This window comes from Nostoc sp. CENA543 (assembly GCF_002896875.1).
Taxonomy (GTDB): Bacteria; Cyanobacteriota; Cyanobacteriia; order Cyanobacteriales; family Nostocaceae; genus Trichormus.
Map to the genome: position 1 here is coordinate 4,601,249 of NZ_CP023278.1, position 21,375 is coordinate 4,622,623.

The window sequence follows — 21,375 nt, forward strand, 5'->3', positions numbered from 1 at the left end:
ATCCCTAATTCCTACAGTCTGCGCCAGCGACGACCGTCTTGATTAATCAAAAGTTCTGCTTCTGTGGGTTCCCATGTACCTGCTTCGTATTGGGGAACAATGGCGGGGTCGGCGGGTGCGTCCCATACGGAAAGGGCGGGGGTGACGACTTGCCAAGCTGCTTCTACTTCGTCGGCACGGGTGAAGAGTGTTTGGTCGCCCATCATACAATCTAAAAATAGGCGATCGTAGGCATCGGAAGTAGCAGCAATCCCAAAGGAACCATAGCTAAAATCCATATCTACGGAACGGGTACGGAATTCTGCCCCAGGCATTTTGACATCAAAACGGAGCGAAATCCCTTCATTGGGTTGAATTCGCATCGCTAAAATGTTGGCGTTTCTTTGCTGGGCAGCAGATTGGAACATCCGTGAAGGCACATCGCGGAAGTGGATAGAAATCTCACTGACTTTTTTCGGCATCCGCTTGCCAGTCCGCAGATAGAAGGGGACACCTTGCCAACGCCAGTTATCTACCATGAACTTCATTGCTACGTAGGTCGGGGTGGTGGAGTTGGGATTTACTCCTGGTTCTGTCCGATACCCTGGTACTGGCTGCCCTTTCATCCAACCTGCGCTGTATTGTCCGCGTATGGCTGAACGTGATAGGTTATGAACATCAGCTAACCTTGTAGCTTGTAAAACTTTCACTTTTTCCGTGCGGATACTATCAGCATCCATTGCGTTGGGTGCTTCCATTGCGGTGAGGCAGTAAAGCTGCATCAGGTGGTTTTGCAGCATATCCCGCAGCGCGCCGGATTGTTCGTAGTAGCCTGCGCGGTCTTCTACACCTACGGTTTCCGCTACGGTAATTTGAACGTGGTCAACAAATTGACGATTCCACAGGGGTTCAAAAATGGCATTGGCGAAGCGGAATACCAGGAGGTTTTGAACTGTCTCTTTACCCAAGTAATGGTCGATGCGATAGACTTGGTTTTCTTGGCAATATTTACGGACTACTTTATTGAGACTTTGGGCTGATGCTAAATCGCGACCAAAGGGTTTTTCAATCACTAGACGATGTTTGTAGGGGTCGTCTAGCATTCCGGCTGTGCCTAGTTGTTTGATGGCTTCGGGGAAGAAGTTAGGTGCAACGGAGAGGTAAAACATTCTGTTACCTCTTGTACCCCGTTGCTGGTCTAATTCGCTTAAGAGATTTTTCAGTTTTTGGTAACTCTCAGGATTATCGATGTCTCCTGGGCAGTAGAACAGACCTTGAGAGAAATCTTGCCAGAGTTCTTCAGGATCTACGCCGCCGTGAGCCTCTTCCATCCCTTTCCGCATTTGCTCGCGGAAGTATTCATGACTCCATTCACGACGCGCCACACCGACAATTGTAATTTCTGGGGGAATGCGTCGTTCTTTGCGTAATTTGTACAGTGCGGGAACGAGTTTGCGCCAGGTTAAATCACCAGACGCGCCAAAGATAACGATGATTTGAGGTTCTGGCATCCCTTGTTGTTGCAAACCAACGCGCAAGGGATTTTCTAGGAGACTAACCATATGAGTTTTCGATTCTAGGTGGGAGGGTGGGGATTGGGGAAAAATTTTAGATTTTGGATTTGCGATTTTGGATTGAAGTTCAATCTAAAATCCAAAATCTAAAATCTAAAATTCCTAGCCCCCTATACTGGTGACAATAGCTTGACTTTGCGCTCTAAAGAGTTCATTAAGGACTGGAAAGGTTGGACAAATTTGTTAATACCTTCGTTTAACAGTTCATCCATAACAGCATCGAGATTGATATTGATGTCAGGGTCTTTGAGGCTTTCTATGAGATGGTAAGCTTCATTTACTCCTGTTTCTAGACGATTAGCTACATGACAGTGTTCAGCACAGGCGGTAATTGTCCCTGGTGGTAGGGTGTTGACGGTATCTGGGCCAATTAACTCATCAACGTACATAACATCGCTGTAATTGGGGTCTTTGGTGCTGGTGCTAGCCCACAGTAATCTTTGCACTTTTGCACCTTGGCTGGCTAGTGTTTGCCAGCGATCGCTCTCAATAATTTTTTTGTACTCTTGATAAGCAATCTTTGCATTTGCGATCGCTACTTTACCTTTGACGGCTCTGAGTCTGGCTTCTAGGTTAATATCATCAACACCACGTCCTAATTTGGCATCGATTTTGCCGTCGATGTTGGTATCAATACGACTTAAGAAAAAGCTAGCGACAGAGGCTATTTTACTGATATCTTTACCTTCTGCTACTCGTTTTTCTAGCCCCCGAATATAAGCCCAAGCTGTATTTATGTAGCTCTGTACAGAAAATAGCAGGGTAATATTGACGTTAATACCTTCAGCTATTACTTGCTCTACAGCAGGCAATCCGGCTTCTGTACCAGGGATTTTAATCATAATGTTCTCTCGACCTATTTCTTGAAAATAACGTCGAGCTTCATTGATTGTAGCTTGGGTATCGTGGGCGATGGTGGGTGGTACTTCGATACTCACATAACCATCTTGTCTATTGGTAGCTTCATATACAGGACGCAAAATATCACAGGCATTACGGATATCTGCAAACACTAAGGATTCATAGATTTTGTATGTGGGTAATTTTGCCTCTATGCCTGCTTCAATATCAGCATCATAAATTGCATTATCTGCGATCGCTTTTTCAAAAATCGCCGGATTGGAGGTAATGCCACAAATTCCCTGATTTTCCACTAGGTTTTGGAGTTCCCCTGATTGCACAATATCACGGCTCAAATTATCCATCCAAACACTTTGGCCGTACTGTTTTATTTCTAGTAGATGATTGGTGGCCATATTTATTATCTAACTCCGTTAATGATGTTTCTAAGTGAGTTTGACCAAGCCCATCAAAGTCAAAACTTTCATGGGGACTTTTGCATTGTTGCTTCGTCAATCACTTATGACATCGGCCAGCTGAGATAATCTCTCAAGGTCATCCAAAAATTGTTACAGAAAGTGCTGAGTGCTGTTAGCGGTAGCGCGGCGTTTAGCCGGTGATGAGTGCTGAGTAATAGTTTTTCCCCCTGCGCCCTGCTCCTCTGCTCCCCTGCTTCCTCAATGACCATTCTGAATAAACGACTCTACCTTGGCTACATCCTCTTTGCTACCAATAATTAATGGGGTGCGTTGATGGAGTTTGTTGGGTACTACATCTAATATTTCTACTAAACCTGTAGTTGCACGACCACCGGCTTGTTCTAAGACAAAGGCTAGGGGAGCAGATTCATATAACAGGCGCAATTTGCCTTCTGGTTTTTGAATTGTGCCTGGGTAAAGAAAGACACCGCCTTGAATTAAAATTCTGTGGATATCACTTACCATTGCGCCACTATATCTGGCTGTGTAACCTTCGGTACGATGGACGTAACGAATGTATTCGCGAAATGATTCTTCCCATTGCCAAAAGTTACCTTCGTTAACGCTGTAAACAGCACCGTGGTTAGGAATGCGGATGTTTTCTTCGGTGAGGATGAATTCTCCTAAGCTGGGGTCAAGGGTAAAGGAATGAACTCCTTTCCCAATGGTATAAACCAGCATGGTGCTAGGCCCGTAAAGGATGTAACCAGCAGCAATTTGCTTGCGTCCATTGGTCAGAAGGTCTTTGGCTTGCCCGTCAATATCGTTGCCTTCCTGTTGACGAATTGAGAAGATAGAACCCAAGCTCAAGTTAATGTCGGTGTTAGATGAGCCATCAATGGGATCATATAGTAGGGTATAGCGACCGATGGGGCAATTTTCGGGGATGTAATATGGTTGATCCATTTCTTCGGAAGCTAGGCGACAAACTAAGCCACTTTGCTTAAATACGGAAATGAATACGTCGTTAGCGTAGACATCCATCTTTTTGACGGACTCGCCTTGCACATTCACGTCCCCTGTAAATCCCAAAACACCTTCCATCAAACCTGCGCGGCTCATGTGACGGGAAATCAATTTCCCAGCTAAGGCAATGCGATTCATCAGCGCGCTTAAATCTTGTGCGTCTGAAGAAAAACTTTGAAGTTGCTGTAGTACGTGCCGAGATAGGGTTGTACAATCGCGATCTAAGCTTTTATCTGGAGCGTCTTTTAAAGACAAATCTAAAGGTTCTGACGCTTTAGTCATTTTCTGTACTCCCTAGTGAGTGGCTGTGTTGATTTGGGTAAATCAGGTGTAATGTTGCAACTTATCGTTAGTTGCTGACTCTATCTTAGAAAGGTAATTTGATAACTTAGATGTGATTTTAGATAAACTAAAGAAATGAAACAGAGATGAAAAAGAAATGAGTGTTGATGGCGGTTATACTTGGAGCGATCGCCACTATCAATAAATTCACTGCAATTTACTACTGAGTATCTCAAATATCTTCATAACTCAGCATTTTACTTAAGTATAATGATTTTTTTGTGAGAAAATCTCACACTCTCTGAAAAAGTTTGTAGTACAAAAAATACTTTCAGCGTTGATATTTCTAAAGTCGCTCTACCTCGATTTAATTAGCTGTTTCGTCATCCATTAATACTTTTTTGCAGTTTTAATTAGTCTTGGTAATGAAAGATCTTTTTTCTTACCAAGACTATACAAAACATCCCTGTTGAATTTTCAACAGTTAATAAGGCTAATTCCTACTTAGGGGTGTTGCTTAATCTAGTTAAGTGTGCTATATTTTTCCTTTGTCGCTAATAATCTTGTTTTTTATTCCACGTACCACCTCGTCGGTTATCTTCTCGCGGTTTGGCTTTGTTGACTCGCAGTTGACGACCCATCCACTCTGCGCCATCTAGCTCAGTGATAGCAGCATCTTCTTGAGCGTCTTCATTCATTTCCACAAAGGCAAAACCGCGCATCCGACCTGTTTCACGGTCGGTAGGCAAAACAACCCTTTTGACTTCGCCGTAGTCCGCAAATACGGCTTTTAAGTCTGCTTCGGTAGCGCGGTAAGAGAGATTTCCAACGTAGATAGTCATGTGGGATCACGTAATTGTCAAAAATAAAGCGACCAGTTCGGCGAGAAAACAGATTGCAAAGCTTGCATAGTCTCGTTTGGGTCACAGATGGCAAATGTTGTAGGGCAGCATTCATATTGCTAGCGTTATCTTCAACTAAGCCTTTCCTGCGGCTGAACTGAGGCATACGCTCATATGATAACTGATCAAACCATTGTTCAAAGTGTGAGATTTTACAAACTCTTAACAGAATATAATTAGCAAGTCTTATATGTTATGCAGGCGACAAAAAATTGATTTTCTGATGTTCAATTGATGTCAGATCAAATCTGAGTTGTATGGTTGAGATTTTTGTTGAGTATTGCATCAGTGATGTGGAGGCGTAACAGTAAAAAACTTTACAACCTCCACTGTGAAGAGTCTTGATTAAGAAAGTTCTGATTTTATTCAATGGTGATGGATTGTGGCCCAGTAGCTCTGCCGTTATTGGCTTCAGTTGTTGCAGATGGGTAGGTGTTAACTCCCAATTGTTTATCTAACCAAGTTTTGACGGGATCGTCTGCAAGGTTGAGTCTTAACACGCCAGAGAAGAAACCCCCAAAAAAGGAAGCTGGGTGTTGAGCTAGTTGCTGAAATATAGGTGACAATTCATTGATGAACATTTAGACTCTCCTACAAGATTTACGAAAATTAGGATTTATTCACTAATCGTAACGTGTAAATTTGGGCATGGGGCATACAAGAGGAATTGGGGCAGGGTGCAGGGAGACGTGGGGAATTTTTTCTCCCCTTGCCCCCTGCACCCTGCCCCCTTGCCTCCAATCCCCAGTCCCTTAATTCGGACTTTGTTCAGGCATCATGCACTTATCAGAGTCACAGCCTGCGGGGCCGACTTCCATTAAATCGCCGAAGTCGTAGCGACTTAAGACGGTGTAGAAGTCATTGGTTTTACGGCGTGCGGCTACGGCTTGCAGCATTTGCTCATACTCCTGTTTAGAGATTGGCTCAAATGGCAAGCGGGGGAAGGTTTGATGATCATCAAATCTCGCTAGTAGTGCCGCACTCATGTAACCTTCATCGTTATGAATTGCTTCCCAGATGCGAGTTCCTAATGCTTCTACTTCGTGTTCTCGTAACTCGATGGTGGCAGAGGTGTTGTGAGTGACGTAGAATTTCTGTACTTGCATATAGAAATCCATTTGGGCGATCGCATTAAATTTACTGATATCAATGACATCAGCACCAGGTAAATCAGCCCAAGACACAGCCACAGGAATTTCTACTAGCCATTCTGTAACTCTGGGATCAAAGGGATCATTGAGCAAATTCCCCTGTTCATCTTTATCTGACTGGGAAGGAATAATACTGTAACCATATTCCAGACAAGCCAAAGCTACGGGGTCATTTTTGCGGCAAGTAATGCGGCGGATAAAGCGTTGGGCTTTGGGGGGATGCCATCCAGGACTTGCACCAGTTAACAGTGATTTTGTGCCACTGGGTTGTACTGTTGTGCAACGGTTTGGGCGTTTGAGATGATGGCGATCGCAATAATCCCACACCACACGCTGCACAATTTCTTTCCAAGAAGTTAAGTATTCTGCTTCCCGATGTTTAAACGCCAATCCTTGGGGTGTTTCTGGTCTGCCAGCTTCCCACCACCGCAACCAGTCCACACCAAAAGCATGGACGAAGAAATCAAATAACCCAGTGAAAGAAACCCCAACAATTGGGTCTAATTCCCGACTATATTGATAGCGTTGTTCTTGGAATTGATGATTTAAAAGTGACGCTACAGATAACGCCCCAGCCGTGAAAGCTTCCTCTTGTTCTTTGTGGTTAGATGGATCAATTTGATTGAGATGTATCTCAGACAGATTACAGTTACCAGTTAAAGTATTACCGAAAACACCCTTATGGTACTCCGGCTCATTAAAGCAGTAAGTATCATGTAATCCTGGTAATTGTTCAACACTTTTGACAACTTGCCATTTACCTTTATATTTGGCATTTGTGCCTTTGCTGACATCCAAACGCTGACAAGGAATTTCACCACATTCAGTTATTTGCAAGTAGTATAAATCTCTACTTCTAATACCATAATTTGTGACTGACCCTTTATGGGCGAGAAGATTCACAGATGAACGAATACCGCATTTAGTTAGTAATAGCTGAACTCGATATGCTCGCTCATAATCAGAAATATATATTCTGATGCCGTTACTACTTGTATTTGAGCCATCCGTATCTGCTAAACCAGCGATAAAATTCAATATGGCTTGTCTGTTCCAACTAGCAATTACATTCAGTGCTTCTGGGTTAGTTTTTAGGCTTTTTAAGAATCCTCCAGAGAAACCTAAATCTGTGACATCTGTAAACGCAGGTGAATAACCATAATCTCTAATAGGAGATTTATTGCCTGCGAGATTCAAAGCGACTTTCTCTTGATACAACCTAATCTTGGCATGATTTTTTTGATCTGTTGTACCATCTCCTACTGCTAGCCCTAAAGTGTAGGCATAATTGCGATCGATATCTAAACCATCTTCATACTGAATTTTGAATGGTTCAGTGTGGATAGCATACCGACTGGTATCCATCAAATCTTTAGTTTGAACTTCTTTATAACTCTTGCTGAATCTATCTTTGACAAAGAAGCGGTGATACTCAGTTGCATCTAAATATGAACCGTCTCCGAAGCGCACACGATAGAGAATGCGAGAACTACCAGTTTTAAATGGTTGCACTTGACTCCAGTTTTTACCGTTCCAAATGCTAATTTGACATCCCGCTACATCCTGAATTTTGTGCATTCCATCTTGAGTGATCAGTAAAGTATCACCACTTACACAGTGAAAATCACTACCCAAGATTTCCCCGCATGGATTGAGACCAAACCTTGCCAGACGGTGTTCTAGCTCTTTTGCATCAATTTCAGGGTGTCGTTTTTGTAACCAATCTTTAGCTGTTCCTTGTTCGTAAGCTTTGATGAAATCAGCTTTCAACGCTTGTGTAGTTAACAAATCACAGTTAGCTCTAGCAACAGCTTCACCAGCCCACTGAATTGCACCCTCACCACTGTAATATTGCTTACGTACAGCATTAATACATTCTTCTAGGGTTGGCTTGCGGTGAAACACTCTGGTGTGGTTCGCCATCCGCAAAGCATCGCGCTCAGGATCTATACGCCAGTTGCCATTTTCATCTTGTTGCCACAGGTTATCTTTGGCAGTTGCGCCTTGTTCATCATCAGATATGAACTGACGCATCCCCGCGCTTCTACGTATATTACCAGCAACAATTGTTACAGCAGCTTCGTCAATCAACAAACAGCATTCCACGGAAGTTAATTGTCTACCGACAGCTTTGTTGAGAATGGCAGCACAACGCTGATATAGTCCTGGTAATTTCACAGGATTCGCTACACCACCGAAACCTTTGAGGGTTTCCCCAGCTTGGCGGACATCGCTGACATCAACTATTACTTGTACTTCATCAGTAAATCTTTCATCGGTTGATAACTCTAATAAGGTTTGGTAGGATGCCACCCAACCTTCCCGGCTATCTCCAACATGGATAGTAACTGTGTTCCCTTCTATATGGGTTTGTGTATATTCACGACGTAATTCTTTAGCTGTATCCCCAACATTTCCCTGCACATTCACATGGAGATGGTTACGGATAGCAGGCAGTTGATTAATATACTGCGGTTCTATGACTGCCCCCGTACCGCAACCCATCATGGCGAGGTTCATCATTAACCCGAAGGCGTTCCAGTCTCGCAGGTTGGTAGAGGTACAGTTATACGCACCGGAAAAGTTTTTGGGCTTAGAGATCCAATCTGTGCCACCTACCCAAAGCCAACGCCCACTGGGTAAGGCTTGCAATTTGCGTTGAGTCTTTTCTAAAATGGCGGCTTCTTCTGGTGTGAGTTTACCTAACTCGACTAAACCTTGGATAGTGCGATCGCACACTTCATCCCAAGTTTCTCTCAAACCCGCTTCTGTACGGCGGCTATAAGTTCTAAAAAATACAGGGTTAGCGGCTGGTGCAGTTTCGGGAAACTTTGCACCCTGACGTTTAATTTCCAGCTCTCGAACCATATCAAAAGGAGTGTTGCTTGTGAACAGATTACGACTATACGCCAAGTAGATAGAGGAAAAAAGCTTGAAAATTTTTCCACTTTACGCTATGAGCTAACTGTAGAAATTGCCACACATATTGATGATGTATAATTGCTTTCTCTTCCGCAAAAGTTTATACACTGAGTTGCAATTATTAACAGTATTCAAGTCGTAAAATCATCGGTATGGGGAAAATTTAGCTCTTCTTGGAGAGGAATTCCACTCAATCAATTAGGAATGTAGACAAACTAGATTAAACGAAAAGATTGCTAATTTCTCCACTTTGTGATTAATCTGAGTCTGGATAAATTGCAACAAAACTTCATCATGTCCCTAGCTCCTTGGAGAAGTGCTTTAGCCCATGCTCTCCACCGCAACCGTAGCCTTGTATACGCCCGTTACCTGCAACTAGCCACAGTCAAAACTAACGGTCATGCTGCTAATCGTACCGTAGTCTTTCGTGGTTTTTTAGCAGATACTAACCAACTCAGATTTATTACCGATAGCCGGAGTGAAAAAATCGACCAAATACAGCAGCAACCCTGGGCGGAAGTTTGTTGGTATTTTCCCAACACCAGAGAACAATTTCGCATCACTGGTAAATTAACTGTAGCGAGCAGTGATGAATCTCATCCCCATCTGCAAGCAGCCCGAATCGCTATGTGGCAAGAATTAAGCGATGCAGCCCGTTTACAATTTGCTTGGCCGCATCCTGGGGAACCCAAAGCCGAACCAGCAGCCTTTGAGCCACCACCACCCGACCCACATCAACCACTAACTAATTTTTGCTTATTACTACTAGAACCCACACAAGTAGACCATTTAGAATTACGTGGTGAACCCCAAAACCGCCGCATTTACTATTGTGATCAAAATCAACAGTGGTCTATCAAAGACGTTAATCCTTAACAGAGAGGGGTGTGAGGGTGTGAGGGTGCAGAGGAAAGAGGCAAAAGAGGACAGGGTAAGCCAAGGAAAAACTAATCACTCAGCAATCGCTAAATGCCTCGCCACCGTTAACAGCACTCACCACTCCCTATTTTGAATTTTGAATTTTGAATTTTGAATTGTTATATCCCTGCTCCGTCTAAAAACTGCTGTATAGCTTTATCTCGGAGATTACATATAGGAGCAGCATCAGCTGGCAAACTTTCACAATCTTTAACTACATAACTCACTAAAACAGGGGTTTTTTGATCAGCGTTTTGACGCTGTAGAGTTTGGATTTGCTCTTCTAATGCTTCGATTCTGTTGACTAAAGCGCGAATGACTTCCGCTTCTGAGTCGGGTAAGTTGTTGTGTTCTAGTGGTGCAACCCTAACTCCTGAACGGTACACAATCCGGCCTGGTATTCCCACCACCGTACAATCTGAAGGAACATCCCGTAATACCACAGAACCAGCACCGATACGGACATTATTACCGATGAGAATATTACCTAATACTTTAGCACCAGCCCCAACGACGACATTTTCACCTAAAGTGGGGTGACGTTTGCCGCTTTCTTTACCGGTTCCTCCCAAGGTCACACCTTGATAAATCAAAGCATAATCACCGATGATCGCTGTTTCCCCAATCACTACTCCCATACCGTGGTCAATAAATACACCCTTGCCGATGGTCGCTCCTGGGTGAATTTCGATACCAGTCAAAAACCGAGCTATGTGAGAAATCAAACGAGGAATAAAAGGAAGACCGATACCGTGCAGCCCGTGAGCCAACCGATGAAACATCAGGGCTTGTAAACCGGGGTAACAAAACAAGACCTCCAGTAAGTTACGAGCAGCTGGGTCACGTTCAAAGATGATACGAAAATCAGCACGTAGTGTAGAGAGCATTGGGACAGTACCCTCGGAAAGTACAACAAGCTACCTCCCCATCATATCGTTCTAAATGTCCACTCTTATCAAGTTTTTGGGCATGGGGCATGGGGCTGAAGTAAAATCTCCCTTGTCTCCCCTTGCTCCCTGCTCCCCTGCCTCTTGCCCCTTGCCCTAATGAGGGCGATCGCGTCACAATAAGAAATAAAATTGCTTAATTTCTCTTCACAATGGCGTTAACGCAGTTTAATCAAACAACTTCTTCTCCATATCTACTGCCAGAATTACCAAGGTATGATTATGATTTGGTGATTGTCGGTGGCGGCATTGTCGGCTTGACTTTGGCGGCGGCTTTAAAAGACTCTGGCTTGAACATTCTGCTGATTGAGGCTAAGGTCACATCAATGGGTGTCAGCAAAGGACAAGCCTACGCAGTGCATATGCTGTCAGCACTGATATATCAAGGGATTGGCATTTGGGACAAAATGCTGCCGAAAATTGCTAAATATCGCCAAGTGCGTCTGTCTGATGCTGAATATCCCCAGGTAGTGGAATTTGAAACCCAAGATATCAGTCAAGACATACCAGAATTAGGTTATGTGGCAGAACACCAAGCACTGCTCGAACCTCTACAAGAGTTTGTGCAGAATTGTCAGAATGTGACTTATCTTTGTCCGGCTGAGGTGGTGAATACTAAATATCAGCAGAACGAGGTAGTCATTAATATCAAAATTGGTGAGCGAGTCAAACTAGTTAAGAGTAAATTAGTGGTAGCTGCGGATGGTTCGCGATCGCCTATTCGTCAAGCTGCTGGCATTAAAACTCACGGTTGGAAGTATTGGCAATCTTGTATTGTGGCTTTTGTTAAACCAGAAAAACCCCACAATGATACAGCCTACGAAAGATTTTGGCCGAGTGGCCCCTTTGCGATTTTACCCTTACCAGGGAATCGTTGCCGCATTGTCTGGACAGCACCCCATGCTGAGGCACAAGCTTTGTGTGCTTTAGATGATGAACAATTTTTAAAAGAACTCAGCCGCCGATTTGGGGATCAGATGGGCAAGTTAGAATTGTTAGGCGATCGCTTCGTGTTTCAAGTACAACTAATGCAAAGCGATCGTTATGTCCTTCCCCGTTTGGCTTTGGTAGGTGATGCAGCTCACAATTGTCATCCTGTCGGCGGACAAGGGTTAAATTTGGGTATTCGTGATGTAGCGGCTTTAGCGCAAGTTATCCAAAAAGCCCATCAAGCTGGGGAAGATATCGGTAATCTCAAGGTACTTAAGCGTTACGAAGGTTGGCGACAAAAAGAAAATCTGGCCATCTTAGGCTTTACAGATTTGTTAGATCGGATGTTTTCCAATCAGTTTCAGCCTGTGGTGTTTTTGCGTCGCTTGGGTTTATGGTTGATGCAGCGTGTCCCGATGCTGAAAGTCTTTATGCTCAAATTAATGATTGGGTTGAAGGGTAAGACTCCAGAATTAGCAAGACGTTAAACTGAGATTTTGAGAAATATGACAGATCAAGAACTGTTAAACCGAATCAGTGTTAATCCTAAAGTCATGGTTGGTAAACCTGTCATTAAAGGAACACGCCTTACAGTTGAATACGTTCTAAATCTTCTAGCACATGGCACAACAGTAACAGAGATTTTGGCAGAATATGAAGGCTTAGTGGAAGCAGACATTAGAGCTTGTCTTTTATTTGCATCTCGCACGCTTGAAAGTGCTGCTTTTATACCACTACCTATGGAGGTATAGTTAGTTAAAAAGCTATATCTTTAATATCAATCTCTGTTATCCAAAATTGATCAACAGGTATTGAAAGATACTGACGTTCTTCTAGAAAATCCACAATAGCATTAGCCTGTGGAAATTCTAATTTAAAGCTATTCGCTAGACGACTCATTAGAGGATGCGCCAGTTGTTCGGCAAACTTCCCACGCAAGCAACGCTCATACCAATTAATCAATTCAGACTCGCGCACAATACCCCGCATACGTAGCCCCCAACTAATTTGTTGGGTGACAACTTTAATTACTTCTGCGTCAGCGTCACGGCATACTATTACAATATTGTCACTTTCTACTTGATCAATAATTGTTTGAGCCAATTTGCTATCAAGCGTTAAGTGTTTAACTTGAATTGCCGGGCCGAAATTAGCCCACATATCCAAACCTCTATCAGCCGCATTAGTGACACCAACACGATAAATATGGGCAGGAAATTCCCAACTTTCTTTTCCTGCTTCCAGCCCCAACAAAACCCGCGTCAGTCTGAAAACTCGGCTAGCAATTCTTTGTTTTTGGGGGGAATACTGACTTTGATAGTTGTGCCAAGAGCAACTACGATTGTTTCCAAGAGACTATAGGTAACAATCTCATAAGCTTTGTCAATGCTTCGCTTGATACCCCTTTGTTTGACGAATTTTTCCAATAAAACACTCAATTGAAAATCTTGCGGTGACGTACTCTCCACAAAAGCAATTCCGCTAGGTGTATATATGCTAACAGCAGTATCAAGGGTCAAATTCAATTCTCTCTGAGTGTGGGACTTGGGGGTTGTTGATTTAGTTGCAGTTTCTGCCATTGCATCTAGAACCGAGCGAATGACAGCCGCAACACAAGGAACAGCTACAGTATTGCCAGCTTGTTTTCTGACGGCTTGATAACTGCCAACTATCTGAAAGGAATCAGGGAAGCCTTGGAGGCGCAACATTTCGCGTTCTGTCAGTCTTCTTTCACCATTGACTAGAAGGTAATTATAGGACGCGCCTGCTCTCAAGGCACAGGAATAGGGGTATGCACTTATATTTCCGCCTTTGTTTTCATGCCAGATAGTCATCTCACTATACTGCTGCTTCCCCTTTCGTTTTTCTATGCGACTATTCCTAATTTTTTCAGAAGCATAGTAGAAATCTGGAACTTCATCTGTCAAAATTTCCGCCAGGGGTTTCATCGCAATACCACCTTCAGGCCAGAGGAAATTAACAGGTTTGCGGAAGCCAACAATAAAAATGCGTTCGCGCTTTTGCGGTAAACCAAAATCAAGCGCGTTTAGAATGCGATAGTCTGCATGGTATCCTAAGTTGCCAATAGTCTCCATGATTCGCCTGAGTGTTTGCCCTTGATTATGTCCTTTTAGTTGTTTGACATTTTCAAGGATAAAGGCTTGAGGCTCTTTTGCTTGCAATATACGGGCGATTTCAAAAAATAGAGTACCGCGTATATCATCAAAACCTTTCATGTCTCCGCATATACTGAAGGGTTGACACGGAAACCCTGCAAATAAAATATCGTGTTCAGGAATGTCTTGAGTATCTATTTTAGTGATGTCGCCTGCGGGTTGTTCTTTGAAGTTGACTGCATATGCTTTTTGAGCAGCAGGATCTATATCACTGGAAAAAACGCATACTGGTTGAAGATTTCGCTCTTGGCAAACCATTTGTGCTGCAATACGAAACCCGCCAATGCCACAAAACAAGTCTAGAAATTTGAGAGTGGCTTTTTGTTTGGTGCGCTGCATTTGTTTGGCGTTGACAGGAAGTTGGCAAATGATTATCCAACAATTATCGCTCACACAGCAAGAGACAATTACTGACTCTGCCTTAACTTATCAACTTTCAACTCAGTTTAAAACTTTCAACTACAGTTTATTAACTATTTTTGCTGTTCTTGATTGGGAATAGAATCTGATAAACGTTTAGCTAAACTAATGAAATCAGAGGGAATCATCACTAAAGTAGTTGTATTATTTTCTGCTCCTACTTCAGTCAACATTTGCAATCGCCGTAATTCTAAAGCTACAGGATTATCTATGATTAATTGAGAAGCTTCAGCTAATTTGATGGAGGCTTCTTGTTCTGCTGCGGCTTTAATGATCCGAGCGCGTTTTTCACGAATGGCTTCTGCTTCCTTGGCCATTGCTCTTTGCATGGCGAGTGGAATTTCCACATCTTTCATTTCCACCCTTTCAATCACAACTCCCCAAGGTTCAGTTATTTCATCAACAATTTCTTGGACTCTAGTGTTGATTTTGTCGCGATTTTGTAAAACATCATCTAAAATATTTTGACCTACGACATTACGTAAAGTCGTCAAAGCAGTTTGATAAACGGCTGATTGGTAATTTTCTACTTTATTGATGGCTTTGGATGGATCAAGAATGCGGTAGTATAAAACGGCGTTAACTTTAATAGTTACGCTATCAGCAGTTACTGTTTCTTGTGGTTCAATATTGACTGTTTTAGTCCGAATATCGACTTGGGCTTTTTGGTCAATCATGGGCAGAATCCAATATAAACCCGGCCCTCTGACACCGTTAATTCTACCTAAACGGAAAATAACGCCACGCTGGTATTCTCTGTCTAGCTTGAAGCCAAATAGACTGAGAAATATTAAGAAAACAAAAAATGAACTAATAAAAGTCCCCATATTTCATCGTGCCGGTGTAGTGTGAATGTATTTTAGCTCTGGGAAAAACGAGCTATGGGTAAAAAGCAGATAATGTAATGTTATTTATCAAAGTTATGTTTAACAATGATAAATCTGCTGGTTTTACCAATCTTCACCAATCCAGCAACAGATAGAAACTAAGCTTTTGTACCTTGAATTTGCAAATAAAAAAGGTAATGAACTCAAGTTCACTACCCCCGACTGTTCAATCTAGGAAAGCAGCTTAAACACCGACTTTTTGCTTTGACCAAACACCGTTTTCATCTTCATCAAATTTCTGATGTACAGCTTCCCATGCTGCTTGTTCAGCTGTAAATTCGTCGCTAGTCTCATTTAACACTTGATTGTAGCGTTGGATAAAAGTGTTTTGAGCGTCTGAAGAAAGATGAGAACGGACTTCAGGCGATAAGTCTTCAGGACTGTTGCAAGGGCCGGGACAGGGATGAGATAGTGCTTTCTCGATAGTATTAATTTCTTCTGCACCAGCACTTTCTAGTAGTAACTGGAATTCTCCGGCGCGATCGCTTGGTACTTCTACCAGCACTAAAAACTCACCAGCTTGTAAGCGGGTTTGATAGACTGCGGCTTTGTCTTCAGGCATTCCCAAGGTAGTGAGAACGGAGACTAAACCAGCACCAGCACTGCCTGCGATCGCACCACTGGCTGCTCCCAAAAGAATCGCACTAATGGGGCCAGCCGCTACGATGGGGCCGACAAAAGGAATAAACAGTACACCCACCCCTGTCAGTAGGCTCAGAAATGAACCAAACAAGGAACCAAATATAGCTCCTGTTCTCAAACCTCCGAGAATTACATCCCTTTTAGTGATGAATCCTGCAATCCGAGTTTCTGACTGAAAGTTTCTACCCATGACCGAAATATGGTCTCTAGGTACACCTCTATCTAATAACCGACGAATTACATCATCAACTTGCTTTTGTTCTTTCAATACTGCGGAAATTGTACGTTCTGCTTGATAAACTTCTGGCACTTGTTTACTCCTTAAAAGGCAAAAGGTAAAGGGCAAAAGGCAAAATGTAAAAGGAAGGGAATCTTTTTCCTTGTGCCTTTTTTAAACACCTACAGGGGTTTTGGTTTCTGTTGCTGGTTGTGTACCGTTGGGTTGGACTGGTTGACCTTCAATAAATGAACGCAGCATCCAAGCCATTTCTTCGTGATCTTCCATGAGGTTAGTGAGAAAATCAGCAGTTCCTTGGTCATGGAACTCTTCACCACTGCGGTCTACGTGGTCTCTCAAATTCCGAATGATCTGTTCATGATCTTCTACTAGTCGCTCTACCATGCCAGTTGCGTTGGGGACATCTCCGGCGTGTTCCTTGAGAGTTGTGACTTGCAGAAATCCTGCCATTGTGCCTATAGGATAACCACCTAAAGCTCTTACCCTTTCAGCTAACTCATCAATATTTTCTGTGAGTGCTTGATAATGTTCTTCCCAAAGTTCATGCAGACTGCGAAACTGAGGGCCTACAACATCCCAATGGTACTTTTTGGTTTTTACTAATAGAAGGTAAGAATCTGCTAAATCTTGATTTAACAAATTAATCACTCCTTGGCGTTGTTCTTCTGTTAAACCAATGTTGATAGTACGCATTGCTATTATTTCCTAAGCTGACGTTATGTACTAAAGTCTCAAAAATTAACTAGTATTTACATCAATCAAAGGAAAGATTGTCCAATGGAAATTAACTATAACTAAAGTCTCAATAAATCAATTCAAAATTCAAAATTCAAAATTCAAAATTAAAGACAGCCACCTACAAGGTGTAGGGTTTCTAGCTACCTTGTGAAACAAGGATTTTTTCTATGACGAGACGCTAACGAGTAGCTTGCTTCCACAAAGTGGTACGCCCGCCAGGGGTGAGATTTTCAACCTAAATTTTTCCAATAGGTGCTAAATGTATTGAAATTAAGTCAGGCTTTAAAACCTGACTTACGTTAGTTTTACGAGTTGAGATAGGAATATTCAAACCTAAAATTTATGATTAATTATGGTTCTTACCTATCATTTAATACCAAGTTACTTGTTACCTGTAACTTTTTCTAAGAAACTCTTTACTTCATCTTCTACAGAAGTTGCACTTTGAGAATTTTCTGGACGTTTCATCTTTTCAATGTCAGCAGCACCTTGGACTTCATTTAGTCCTTCATTAGATTTTCTCTGCACTTCTTCTAGTGTTGGTGGTGGAGACTTAGCAACTTCATCAGTTTGGCGTTGTGTCTCTAGGAGTTGTGTAGTAGCTTCTGTGGGATCACTTTTGTAGCTCTCAATCGCAAATGCTGGAATAGTGCTAGAGAGTAACAGCAATGCACAGGTAAAAGCGATGATGAGAAACTTAAATGGACGTAGAACACAACTAAACATATTCATTGTTAATCCTCTATCAAATTTGCCAGATGTTAACTTAATTTGAGATAGTATCTAAATTAAAATTAATTTTTAGTTTGTATCTCACGATTAAGTTATAATGCTTGTATAGCTTGTAAGAACTCCTGATATTTTCCTAATATGATTTAAGTAGGTAAATAGTAATTTAATTTTGCTTCAGGTTGTTCTGATTTTTGCAAGCTATGCAAGCTGTTTTTATTGTTAATCTAAAAAGAAATTTATAAATCGGTCTAGAGAATGAAATTTCTCAAGATAGTGCAGTAAATAAAATCATTCTTGTGGTGTATCGACTCAAAAATATATGTAATCTTTTTGATAAAAACATCATATATAAAATTAATAAATGTCTGTAATTATCTACTACTTAAGTTATATTTCTTCAGTATAAGTAAGATTACTGCGCTAATTGGTCAATATTACTGAGTTTGACACTCAGTAGTATACTCGCCAAATGGACAATGACTTGTAGCTACGTAGTGATCTATTTAAGAAAAAACCGCGATCGCCTGAAAATCTTTTCCGCAAATGCGCTGACGATTTTGCAGCCTGTCTTCATAAATTCCGCAAAAACACGGTTCCATTAGTTTGGGCTTTTGATCAAAACTGCAATCATCAAGCTTATGAGGGTGCATTCATGATTAGCCCTGTAACTAACGTAATTCGATGTAATTTAGAGAAAGCTAAAGAAGTAGGTATGAAGTGGGAAAACGCTTCATGCAGCGAAATTAGAGCCTATTGTTTAGAAATTCTCAAGGAAATCGGATGCAACAGTACCGAACTCCCAGATAACTTACAATCACGGGAGCAGCAGTTAAATTTCATTACAGGTTTCGCATCTTTTGCCTTCGGGGAGGTTCAAAATGTCCAGAACTGTAATTGAAGATGTTGACTATGATCCAGAATGGTCAGAAGAAATTACCTTTCCTGCAACAGACAGAGATTTATTAGTTCTGACGCAAAGGCTGTGTGATCAAGAAGTTCCTACCAAGGTTTTCTTCCAAGCGATCGCGATCGCCGCTTATGATGGTGCATCTGCATTTCGTTATGCTGATCAATACTTAACTAGCGTTCAACATCAGCATAAACGTAAGCGTAAAAACTTACTCTTGTTCAGAAAACCTTTATTTAATTTTGACCAGAACTAATTGCTGATTACTCACGAAAAGTTGCAGGTGTAGGTTTTTCACAGCAGAGAAAGTTTAGAATTAACTCCCAATTTTATTTGCCTTTCTTGTAGTTTTCGACCATAGTTTGTAAAAAACCTACACACATTTTAATAAAGAGGGAATCAAAGAGTTTACGAATTTTATATTGCGTGAATCTTGAAATAGAATTTTTATCCCACCCAGTTACAAACCTAGATTAGTATTTAGCGAGACACTCTGACACAGGATTGTCCAGCCGGAGGGGGATCAGCATAAACCGCTAAAGTATGATATTCCGGTGCATCATCTCCATAAAGAACTCTGAAAGTATATAGTTTTGGTTGACCTTGAGCTTCTGTAATTACTGTTAAAAGCGTATTATTAGTTTTAGGTAGTCCGGGAATATCGAGCTTAGGAATACGTCGCAATTGAATGACGTTAGCACCAGAGTTTTTACAATCGCCACTATTTTCTTGACCAAATTGCATACACATAGACCCATCAAAATCTAATGTTACCTCCGATGGGTCATTGAGCCAGACTTTTCTAATAGTTTCGCCGGCGGGGATAAAGCTTAAATTTGTTCCTTGTTGATACCACACTGTAATCGTGGGTACGACACCCCCCAAACCTTGAGCTTGACAAGAGAAAATTGAACGCAGAACGGCATTATTTGCAACCGCACGACCAGCCAATAATAGTATCGCAGCTGTAAATAATAGGGAAACGCCGTGACCGAAATGAGGTTTCATGTTCAATATTACCTAAACAGAGAGAGTGATGTTAGCGGTAGCGCGGCGTTTAGCCGGTGCTGAGTAATGAGTAATGAGTAATGAGTAATGAGTAATGAGTAATGAGTGGTAAGTAATGAGTTTTGAGTTTTGATGGAGAATAAATTCTACCTTGTCCACCTTGTCCACCTTTTCCCCAGTCCCCAATCCCCACTAAAACTGCATTGCCTGATTGACATATATCTCAACTTCCGTACCGGCAGGTAATAACCAAACGTTACTTTGTTGCATCATTTGGGCGATCGCTTGTTGGTTGCGTTGGGAAATTTGGGGGACGACGGAGTTTAAACCACCTTCTAGTACGCCTGCGGCGATGTTTCGGCGGTTGGAGTCGTTGGTGACGACGGTACTACCACCGTTGACTGTGACTTGGGAATCGGTGCGGTTATATAACTCTGCGGCTTTCGCTATCCCACCTAAGACGAATAAACCTGCGTCCATTGAGGCTATTGATGAACTGCGATTGGGATATTGTTGTGCTACTAGGGGTCTACCGCCACCGGCACGAATTAGTAGGGCGTTTTCGGGTACATCTCTTTCTGTGAGATTACCATCACTGGGGATGAGGACTTTGGCTATCTTCATCTGGACTAGACCCTGTTCCGAGATGGAACGCACTTGTGTTAATAACTCAGTTTTTGCAGGTAAGGCGATCGCGCCACTACTATCTTTGAGGGGTTCTCGCAACTGCACGACAAACATATTGGGATTATCGCTGTTACTATCGTCACCTCTATTTCTAGTAGTTTCACCAAAAGCTGCCGTAGCTAGTACCCCTCTAGCACTAGTTCCTACTTTCAAAGATTTTGGGACTTGGTATCTAGCTATACTTGTATTTGGGTCGATTCTGGAGGGTGGGCGATAGTTATCGGGGTTAAGCGGTTGGGGTGGTACATAATTGTTAGCCGATGGTTGAGCAGTTGCGGCTATTTGCGGCGCGCTACCAGTGTTAATCTCTCCATAACTACCCAACTTAGCTAACCTTGACCATTCTGCAAAGGGGTTGGGTGTGGATGGTGCAGCTGTTGGGGTTACGGGAGGAGGTGGTAGCTGTGGGATGACAGAATTAGCAACAGGGATAGGTGGCGGTAGATAGGAGTTGGCTGGACGCTCAATTACCACAGTTCTGGGTGTAGGCTGCACTACAGGAAATCTTTCAGTTCTCACGCTAGGGTTAGTTTGGACGGTGGGAGTAGCCGTTGGACGGGAAGTGGGTATGGTACTATTGCGGAGGCTTTGTTGTGCCTGTTTCACAGCTTGGGCTTGTTCAGCTAAAGCTAACTTTGTTTTGAGCGTTTCTACTTCTTGTTGCAGGTTTTCCTCTGGAGACAAACTAGCAGTGGGTGTCGGGGTTGGCGATGCAACTATATTATTTGGTTTGGGCTTTTGATTAGTACCACTCATCATCTGTGAGAGGAATACACCAGCCACTAACACTATAGTCAAAGTTCCTGTTCCCACTAAAGCCAACTTAGCAAAGGGATTTGATGATAGGGGTTGTTCTGTGGGGTCTGCGATGGGAGTCACCGGAGATGGTTGATCTATAACAGATGCAGATTCCTCATCGGGAGATTCTTCTTCCAATCCCACTAATTTCGCCATTTGTGATTCCCAGTTATCTACCGGCAAATCTTCACTAGGCAAAGGTGTGAGTGAGATGGGGGGAGTTTCAGTAATACCAGAGTGGGGAGTCATGG

General features: G+C 42.5%; 18 protein-coding genes and 1 pseudogene. 5 read left to right on the plus strand and 14 right to left on the minus strand.

Annotation, left to right across the window (positions count from 1 at the left end; translation table 11 throughout):
* Positions 1 to 11: 11 nt before the first annotated feature.
* The 6 genes from zwf to nrdJ form a co-directional block, all read right to left on the minus strand.
* On the minus strand, positions 12 to 1,541 hold the full coding sequence (gene zwf, locus CLI64_RS19095) for a glucose-6-phosphate dehydrogenase (protein WP_103138684.1): 1,530 nt from the start codon (positions 1,539 to 1,541) through the stop codon (positions 12 to 14).
* Between the two features lie 122 nt (positions 1,542 to 1,663).
* Positions 1,664 to 2,809, minus strand: a complete 1,146-nt coding sequence (tal, locus tag CLI64_RS19100) for a transaldolase (protein ID WP_103138685.1) — start codon at positions 2,807 to 2,809, stop codon at positions 1,664 to 1,666.
* Positions 2,810 to 3,070: 261 nt separating this feature from the next.
* Entirely contained in the window at positions 3,071 to 4,120 is a 1,050-nt protein-coding gene (fbp, locus tag CLI64_RS19105; RefSeq protein ID WP_103138686.1) for a class 1 fructose-bisphosphatase, read from the minus strand.
* Positions 4,121 to 4,674: 554 nt separating this feature from the next.
* Positions 4,675 to 4,962: an RNA-binding protein gene (locus CLI64_RS19110; protein WP_103138687.1), complete on the minus strand. Its 288-nt coding sequence runs from the start codon at positions 4,960 to 4,962 to the stop codon at positions 4,675 to 4,677.
* 422 nt (positions 4,963 to 5,384) lie between these two features.
* Entirely contained in the window at positions 5,385 to 5,603 is a 219-nt protein-coding gene (locus CLI64_RS19115; RefSeq protein ID WP_103138688.1) for a hypothetical protein, read from the minus strand.
* Positions 5,604 to 5,774: 171 nt separating this feature from the next.
* Positions 5,775 to 9,041: a ribonucleoside-triphosphate reductase, adenosylcobalamin-dependent gene (nrdJ, locus tag CLI64_RS19120; RefSeq protein WP_103138689.1), complete on the minus strand. Its 3,267-nt coding sequence runs from the start codon at positions 9,039 to 9,041 to the stop codon at positions 5,775 to 5,777.
* Between the two features lie 348 nt (positions 9,042 to 9,389).
* On the opposite strand from nrdJ, the gene CLI64_RS19125 reads away from it, so the two are divergent.
* Positions 9,390 to 9,971, plus strand: coding sequence for an Npun_F5749 family FMN-dependent PPOX-type flavoprotein (locus tag CLI64_RS19125; RefSeq protein ID WP_103138690.1), 582 nt, complete (start codon positions 9,390 to 9,392; stop codon positions 9,969 to 9,971).
* Positions 9,972 to 10,132: 161 nt separating this feature from the next.
* Here the strand turns inward: CLI64_RS19125 and cysE are convergent, their stop codons facing one another.
* Positions 10,133 to 10,900 carry a serine O-acetyltransferase gene (cysE, locus tag CLI64_RS19130; protein WP_103138691.1) on the minus strand — a complete coding sequence of 256 codons (768 nt, stop codon included), beginning with the start codon at positions 10,898 to 10,900 and terminating at the stop codon, positions 10,133 to 10,135.
* Positions 10,901 to 11,112: 212 nt separating this feature from the next.
* On the opposite strand from cysE, the gene CLI64_RS19135 reads away from it, so the two are divergent.
* The gene (locus CLI64_RS19135) at positions 11,113 to 12,378 is read left to right on the plus strand and encodes an FAD-dependent hydroxylase (RefSeq protein ID WP_103138692.1); all 1,266 of its coding nucleotides are present in this window, start codon (positions 11,113 to 11,115) and stop codon (positions 12,376 to 12,378) included.
* 18 nt (positions 12,379 to 12,396) lie between these two features.
* A complete protein-coding gene (locus tag CLI64_RS19140; protein ID WP_103138693.1) occupies positions 12,397 to 12,642 on the plus strand; it encodes a DUF433 domain-containing protein in 246 nt (81 codons plus the stop codon).
* Between the two features lie 4 nt (positions 12,643 to 12,646).
* On the opposite strand, the pseudogene CLI64_RS31645 reads toward CLI64_RS19140, so the two are convergent.
* The 5 genes and pseudogenes from CLI64_RS31645 to CLI64_RS19170 all read right to left on the minus strand — a co-directional run bounded on the left by CLI64_RS31645 (position 12,647) and on the right by CLI64_RS19170 (position 17,724).
* A pseudogene (locus CLI64_RS31645) lies at positions 12,647 to 14,406 on the minus strand (HaeII family restriction endonuclease).
* Positions 14,407 to 14,540: 134 nt separating this feature from the next.
* Positions 14,541 to 15,314 (minus strand): slipin family protein, encoded by a 774-nt coding sequence (locus CLI64_RS19155; protein WP_103138695.1) that lies wholly within the window; start codon positions 15,312 to 15,314, stop codon positions 14,541 to 14,543.
* Positions 15,315 to 15,558: 244 nt separating this feature from the next.
* Complete coding sequence (locus tag CLI64_RS19160; protein ID WP_103138696.1) at positions 15,559 to 16,326, minus strand: ChaB family protein; 768 nt, start codon at positions 16,324 to 16,326, stop codon at positions 15,559 to 15,561.
* 81 nt (positions 16,327 to 16,407) lie between these two features.
* Entirely contained in the window at positions 16,408 to 16,947 is a 540-nt protein-coding gene (locus tag CLI64_RS19165; protein WP_103138697.1) for a Dps family protein, read from the minus strand.
* Positions 16,948 to 17,373: 426 nt separating this feature from the next.
* Positions 17,374 to 17,724, minus strand: coding sequence for a hypothetical protein (locus CLI64_RS19170; RefSeq protein ID WP_103138698.1), 351 nt, complete (start codon positions 17,722 to 17,724; stop codon positions 17,374 to 17,376).
* A gap of 652 nt (positions 17,725 to 18,376) precedes the next feature.
* Here CLI64_RS19170 and CLI64_RS19175 point away from each other — a divergent pair.
* Both CLI64_RS19175 and CLI64_RS19180 read left to right on the plus strand, forming a co-directional pair.
* On the plus strand, positions 18,377 to 18,622 hold the full coding sequence (locus CLI64_RS19175) for a hypothetical protein (protein ID WP_103138699.1): 246 nt from the start codon (positions 18,377 to 18,379) through the stop codon (positions 18,620 to 18,622).
* Positions 18,603 to 18,887 (plus strand): hypothetical protein, encoded by a 285-nt coding sequence (locus CLI64_RS19180; RefSeq protein WP_103138700.1) that lies wholly within the window; start codon positions 18,603 to 18,605, stop codon positions 18,885 to 18,887. Before CLI64_RS19175 ends, CLI64_RS19180 begins: the two co-directional genes overlap by 20 nt.
* A 224-nt stretch (positions 18,888 to 19,111) precedes the next feature.
* On the opposite strand, the gene CLI64_RS19185 is transcribed toward CLI64_RS19180, so the two are convergent.
* The gene (locus tag CLI64_RS19185; protein WP_103138701.1) at positions 19,112 to 19,639 is read right to left on the minus strand and encodes a hypothetical protein; all 528 of its coding nucleotides are present in this window, start codon (positions 19,637 to 19,639) and stop codon (positions 19,112 to 19,114) included.
* 192 nt (positions 19,640 to 19,831) lie between these two features.
* Entirely contained in the window at positions 19,832 to 21,373 is a 1,542-nt protein-coding gene (locus CLI64_RS19190; protein ID WP_103138702.1) for a TrbI/VirB10 family protein, read from the minus strand.
* Between the last annotated feature and the right edge of the window lie 2 nt (positions 21,374 to 21,375).

What these genes read in the sequence shown, in the direction of transcription:
- zwf (WP_103138684.1), bottom strand. Translation starts at nt 1,541, where the DNA reads ATGGTTAGTCTCCTAGAAAATCCCTTGCGCGTTGGTTTGCAACAACAA.
- tal (WP_103138685.1), bottom strand. Translation starts at nt 2,809, where the DNA reads ATGGCCACCAATCATCTACTAGAAATAAAACAGTACGGCCAAAGTGTT.
- fbp (WP_103138686.1), bottom strand. Translation starts at nt 4,120, where the DNA reads ATGACTAAAGCGTCAGAACCTTTAGATTTGTCTTTAAAAGACGCTCCA.
- CLI64_RS19110 (WP_103138687.1), bottom strand. Translation starts at nt 4,962, where the DNA reads ATGACTATCTACGTTGGAAATCTCTCTTACCGCGCTACCGAAGCAGAC.
- CLI64_RS19115 (WP_103138688.1), bottom strand. Translation starts at nt 5,603, where the DNA reads ATGTTCATCAATGAATTGTCACCTATATTTCAGCAACTAGCTCAACAC.
- nrdJ (WP_103138689.1), bottom strand. Translation starts at nt 9,041, where the DNA reads ATGGTTCGAGAGCTGGAAATTAAACGTCAGGGTGCAAAGTTTCCCGAA.
- CLI64_RS19125 (WP_103138690.1), top strand. Translation starts at nt 9,390, where the DNA reads ATGTCCCTAGCTCCTTGGAGAAGTGCTTTAGCCCATGCTCTCCACCGC.
- cysE (WP_103138691.1), bottom strand. Translation starts at nt 10,900, where the DNA reads ATGCTCTCTACACTACGTGCTGATTTTCGTATCATCTTTGAACGTGAC.
- CLI64_RS19135 (WP_103138692.1), top strand. Translation starts at nt 11,113, where the DNA reads ATGGCGTTAACGCAGTTTAATCAAACAACTTCTTCTCCATATCTACTG.
- CLI64_RS19140 (WP_103138693.1), top strand. Translation starts at nt 12,397, where the DNA reads ATGACAGATCAAGAACTGTTAAACCGAATCAGTGTTAATCCTAAAGTC.
- CLI64_RS19155 (WP_103138695.1), bottom strand. Translation starts at nt 15,314, where the DNA reads ATGGGGACTTTTATTAGTTCATTTTTTGTTTTCTTAATATTTCTCAGT.
- CLI64_RS19165 (WP_103138697.1), bottom strand. Translation starts at nt 16,947, where the DNA reads ATGCGTACTATCAACATTGGTTTAACAGAAGAACAACGCCAAGGAGTG.
- CLI64_RS19170 (WP_103138698.1), bottom strand. Translation starts at nt 17,724, where the DNA reads ATGAATATGTTTAGTTGTGTTCTACGTCCATTTAAGTTTCTCATCATC.
- CLI64_RS19175 (WP_103138699.1), top strand. Translation starts at nt 18,377, where the DNA reads ATGATTAGCCCTGTAACTAACGTAATTCGATGTAATTTAGAGAAAGCT.
- CLI64_RS19180 (WP_103138700.1), top strand. Translation starts at nt 18,603, where the DNA reads ATGTCCAGAACTGTAATTGAAGATGTTGACTATGATCCAGAATGGTCA.
- CLI64_RS19185 (WP_103138701.1), bottom strand. Translation starts at nt 19,639, where the DNA reads ATGAAACCTCATTTCGGTCACGGCGTTTCCCTATTATTTACAGCTGCG.
- CLI64_RS19190 (WP_103138702.1), bottom strand. Translation starts at nt 21,373, where the DNA reads ATGACTCCCCACTCTGGTATTACTGAAACTCCCCCCATCTCACTCACA.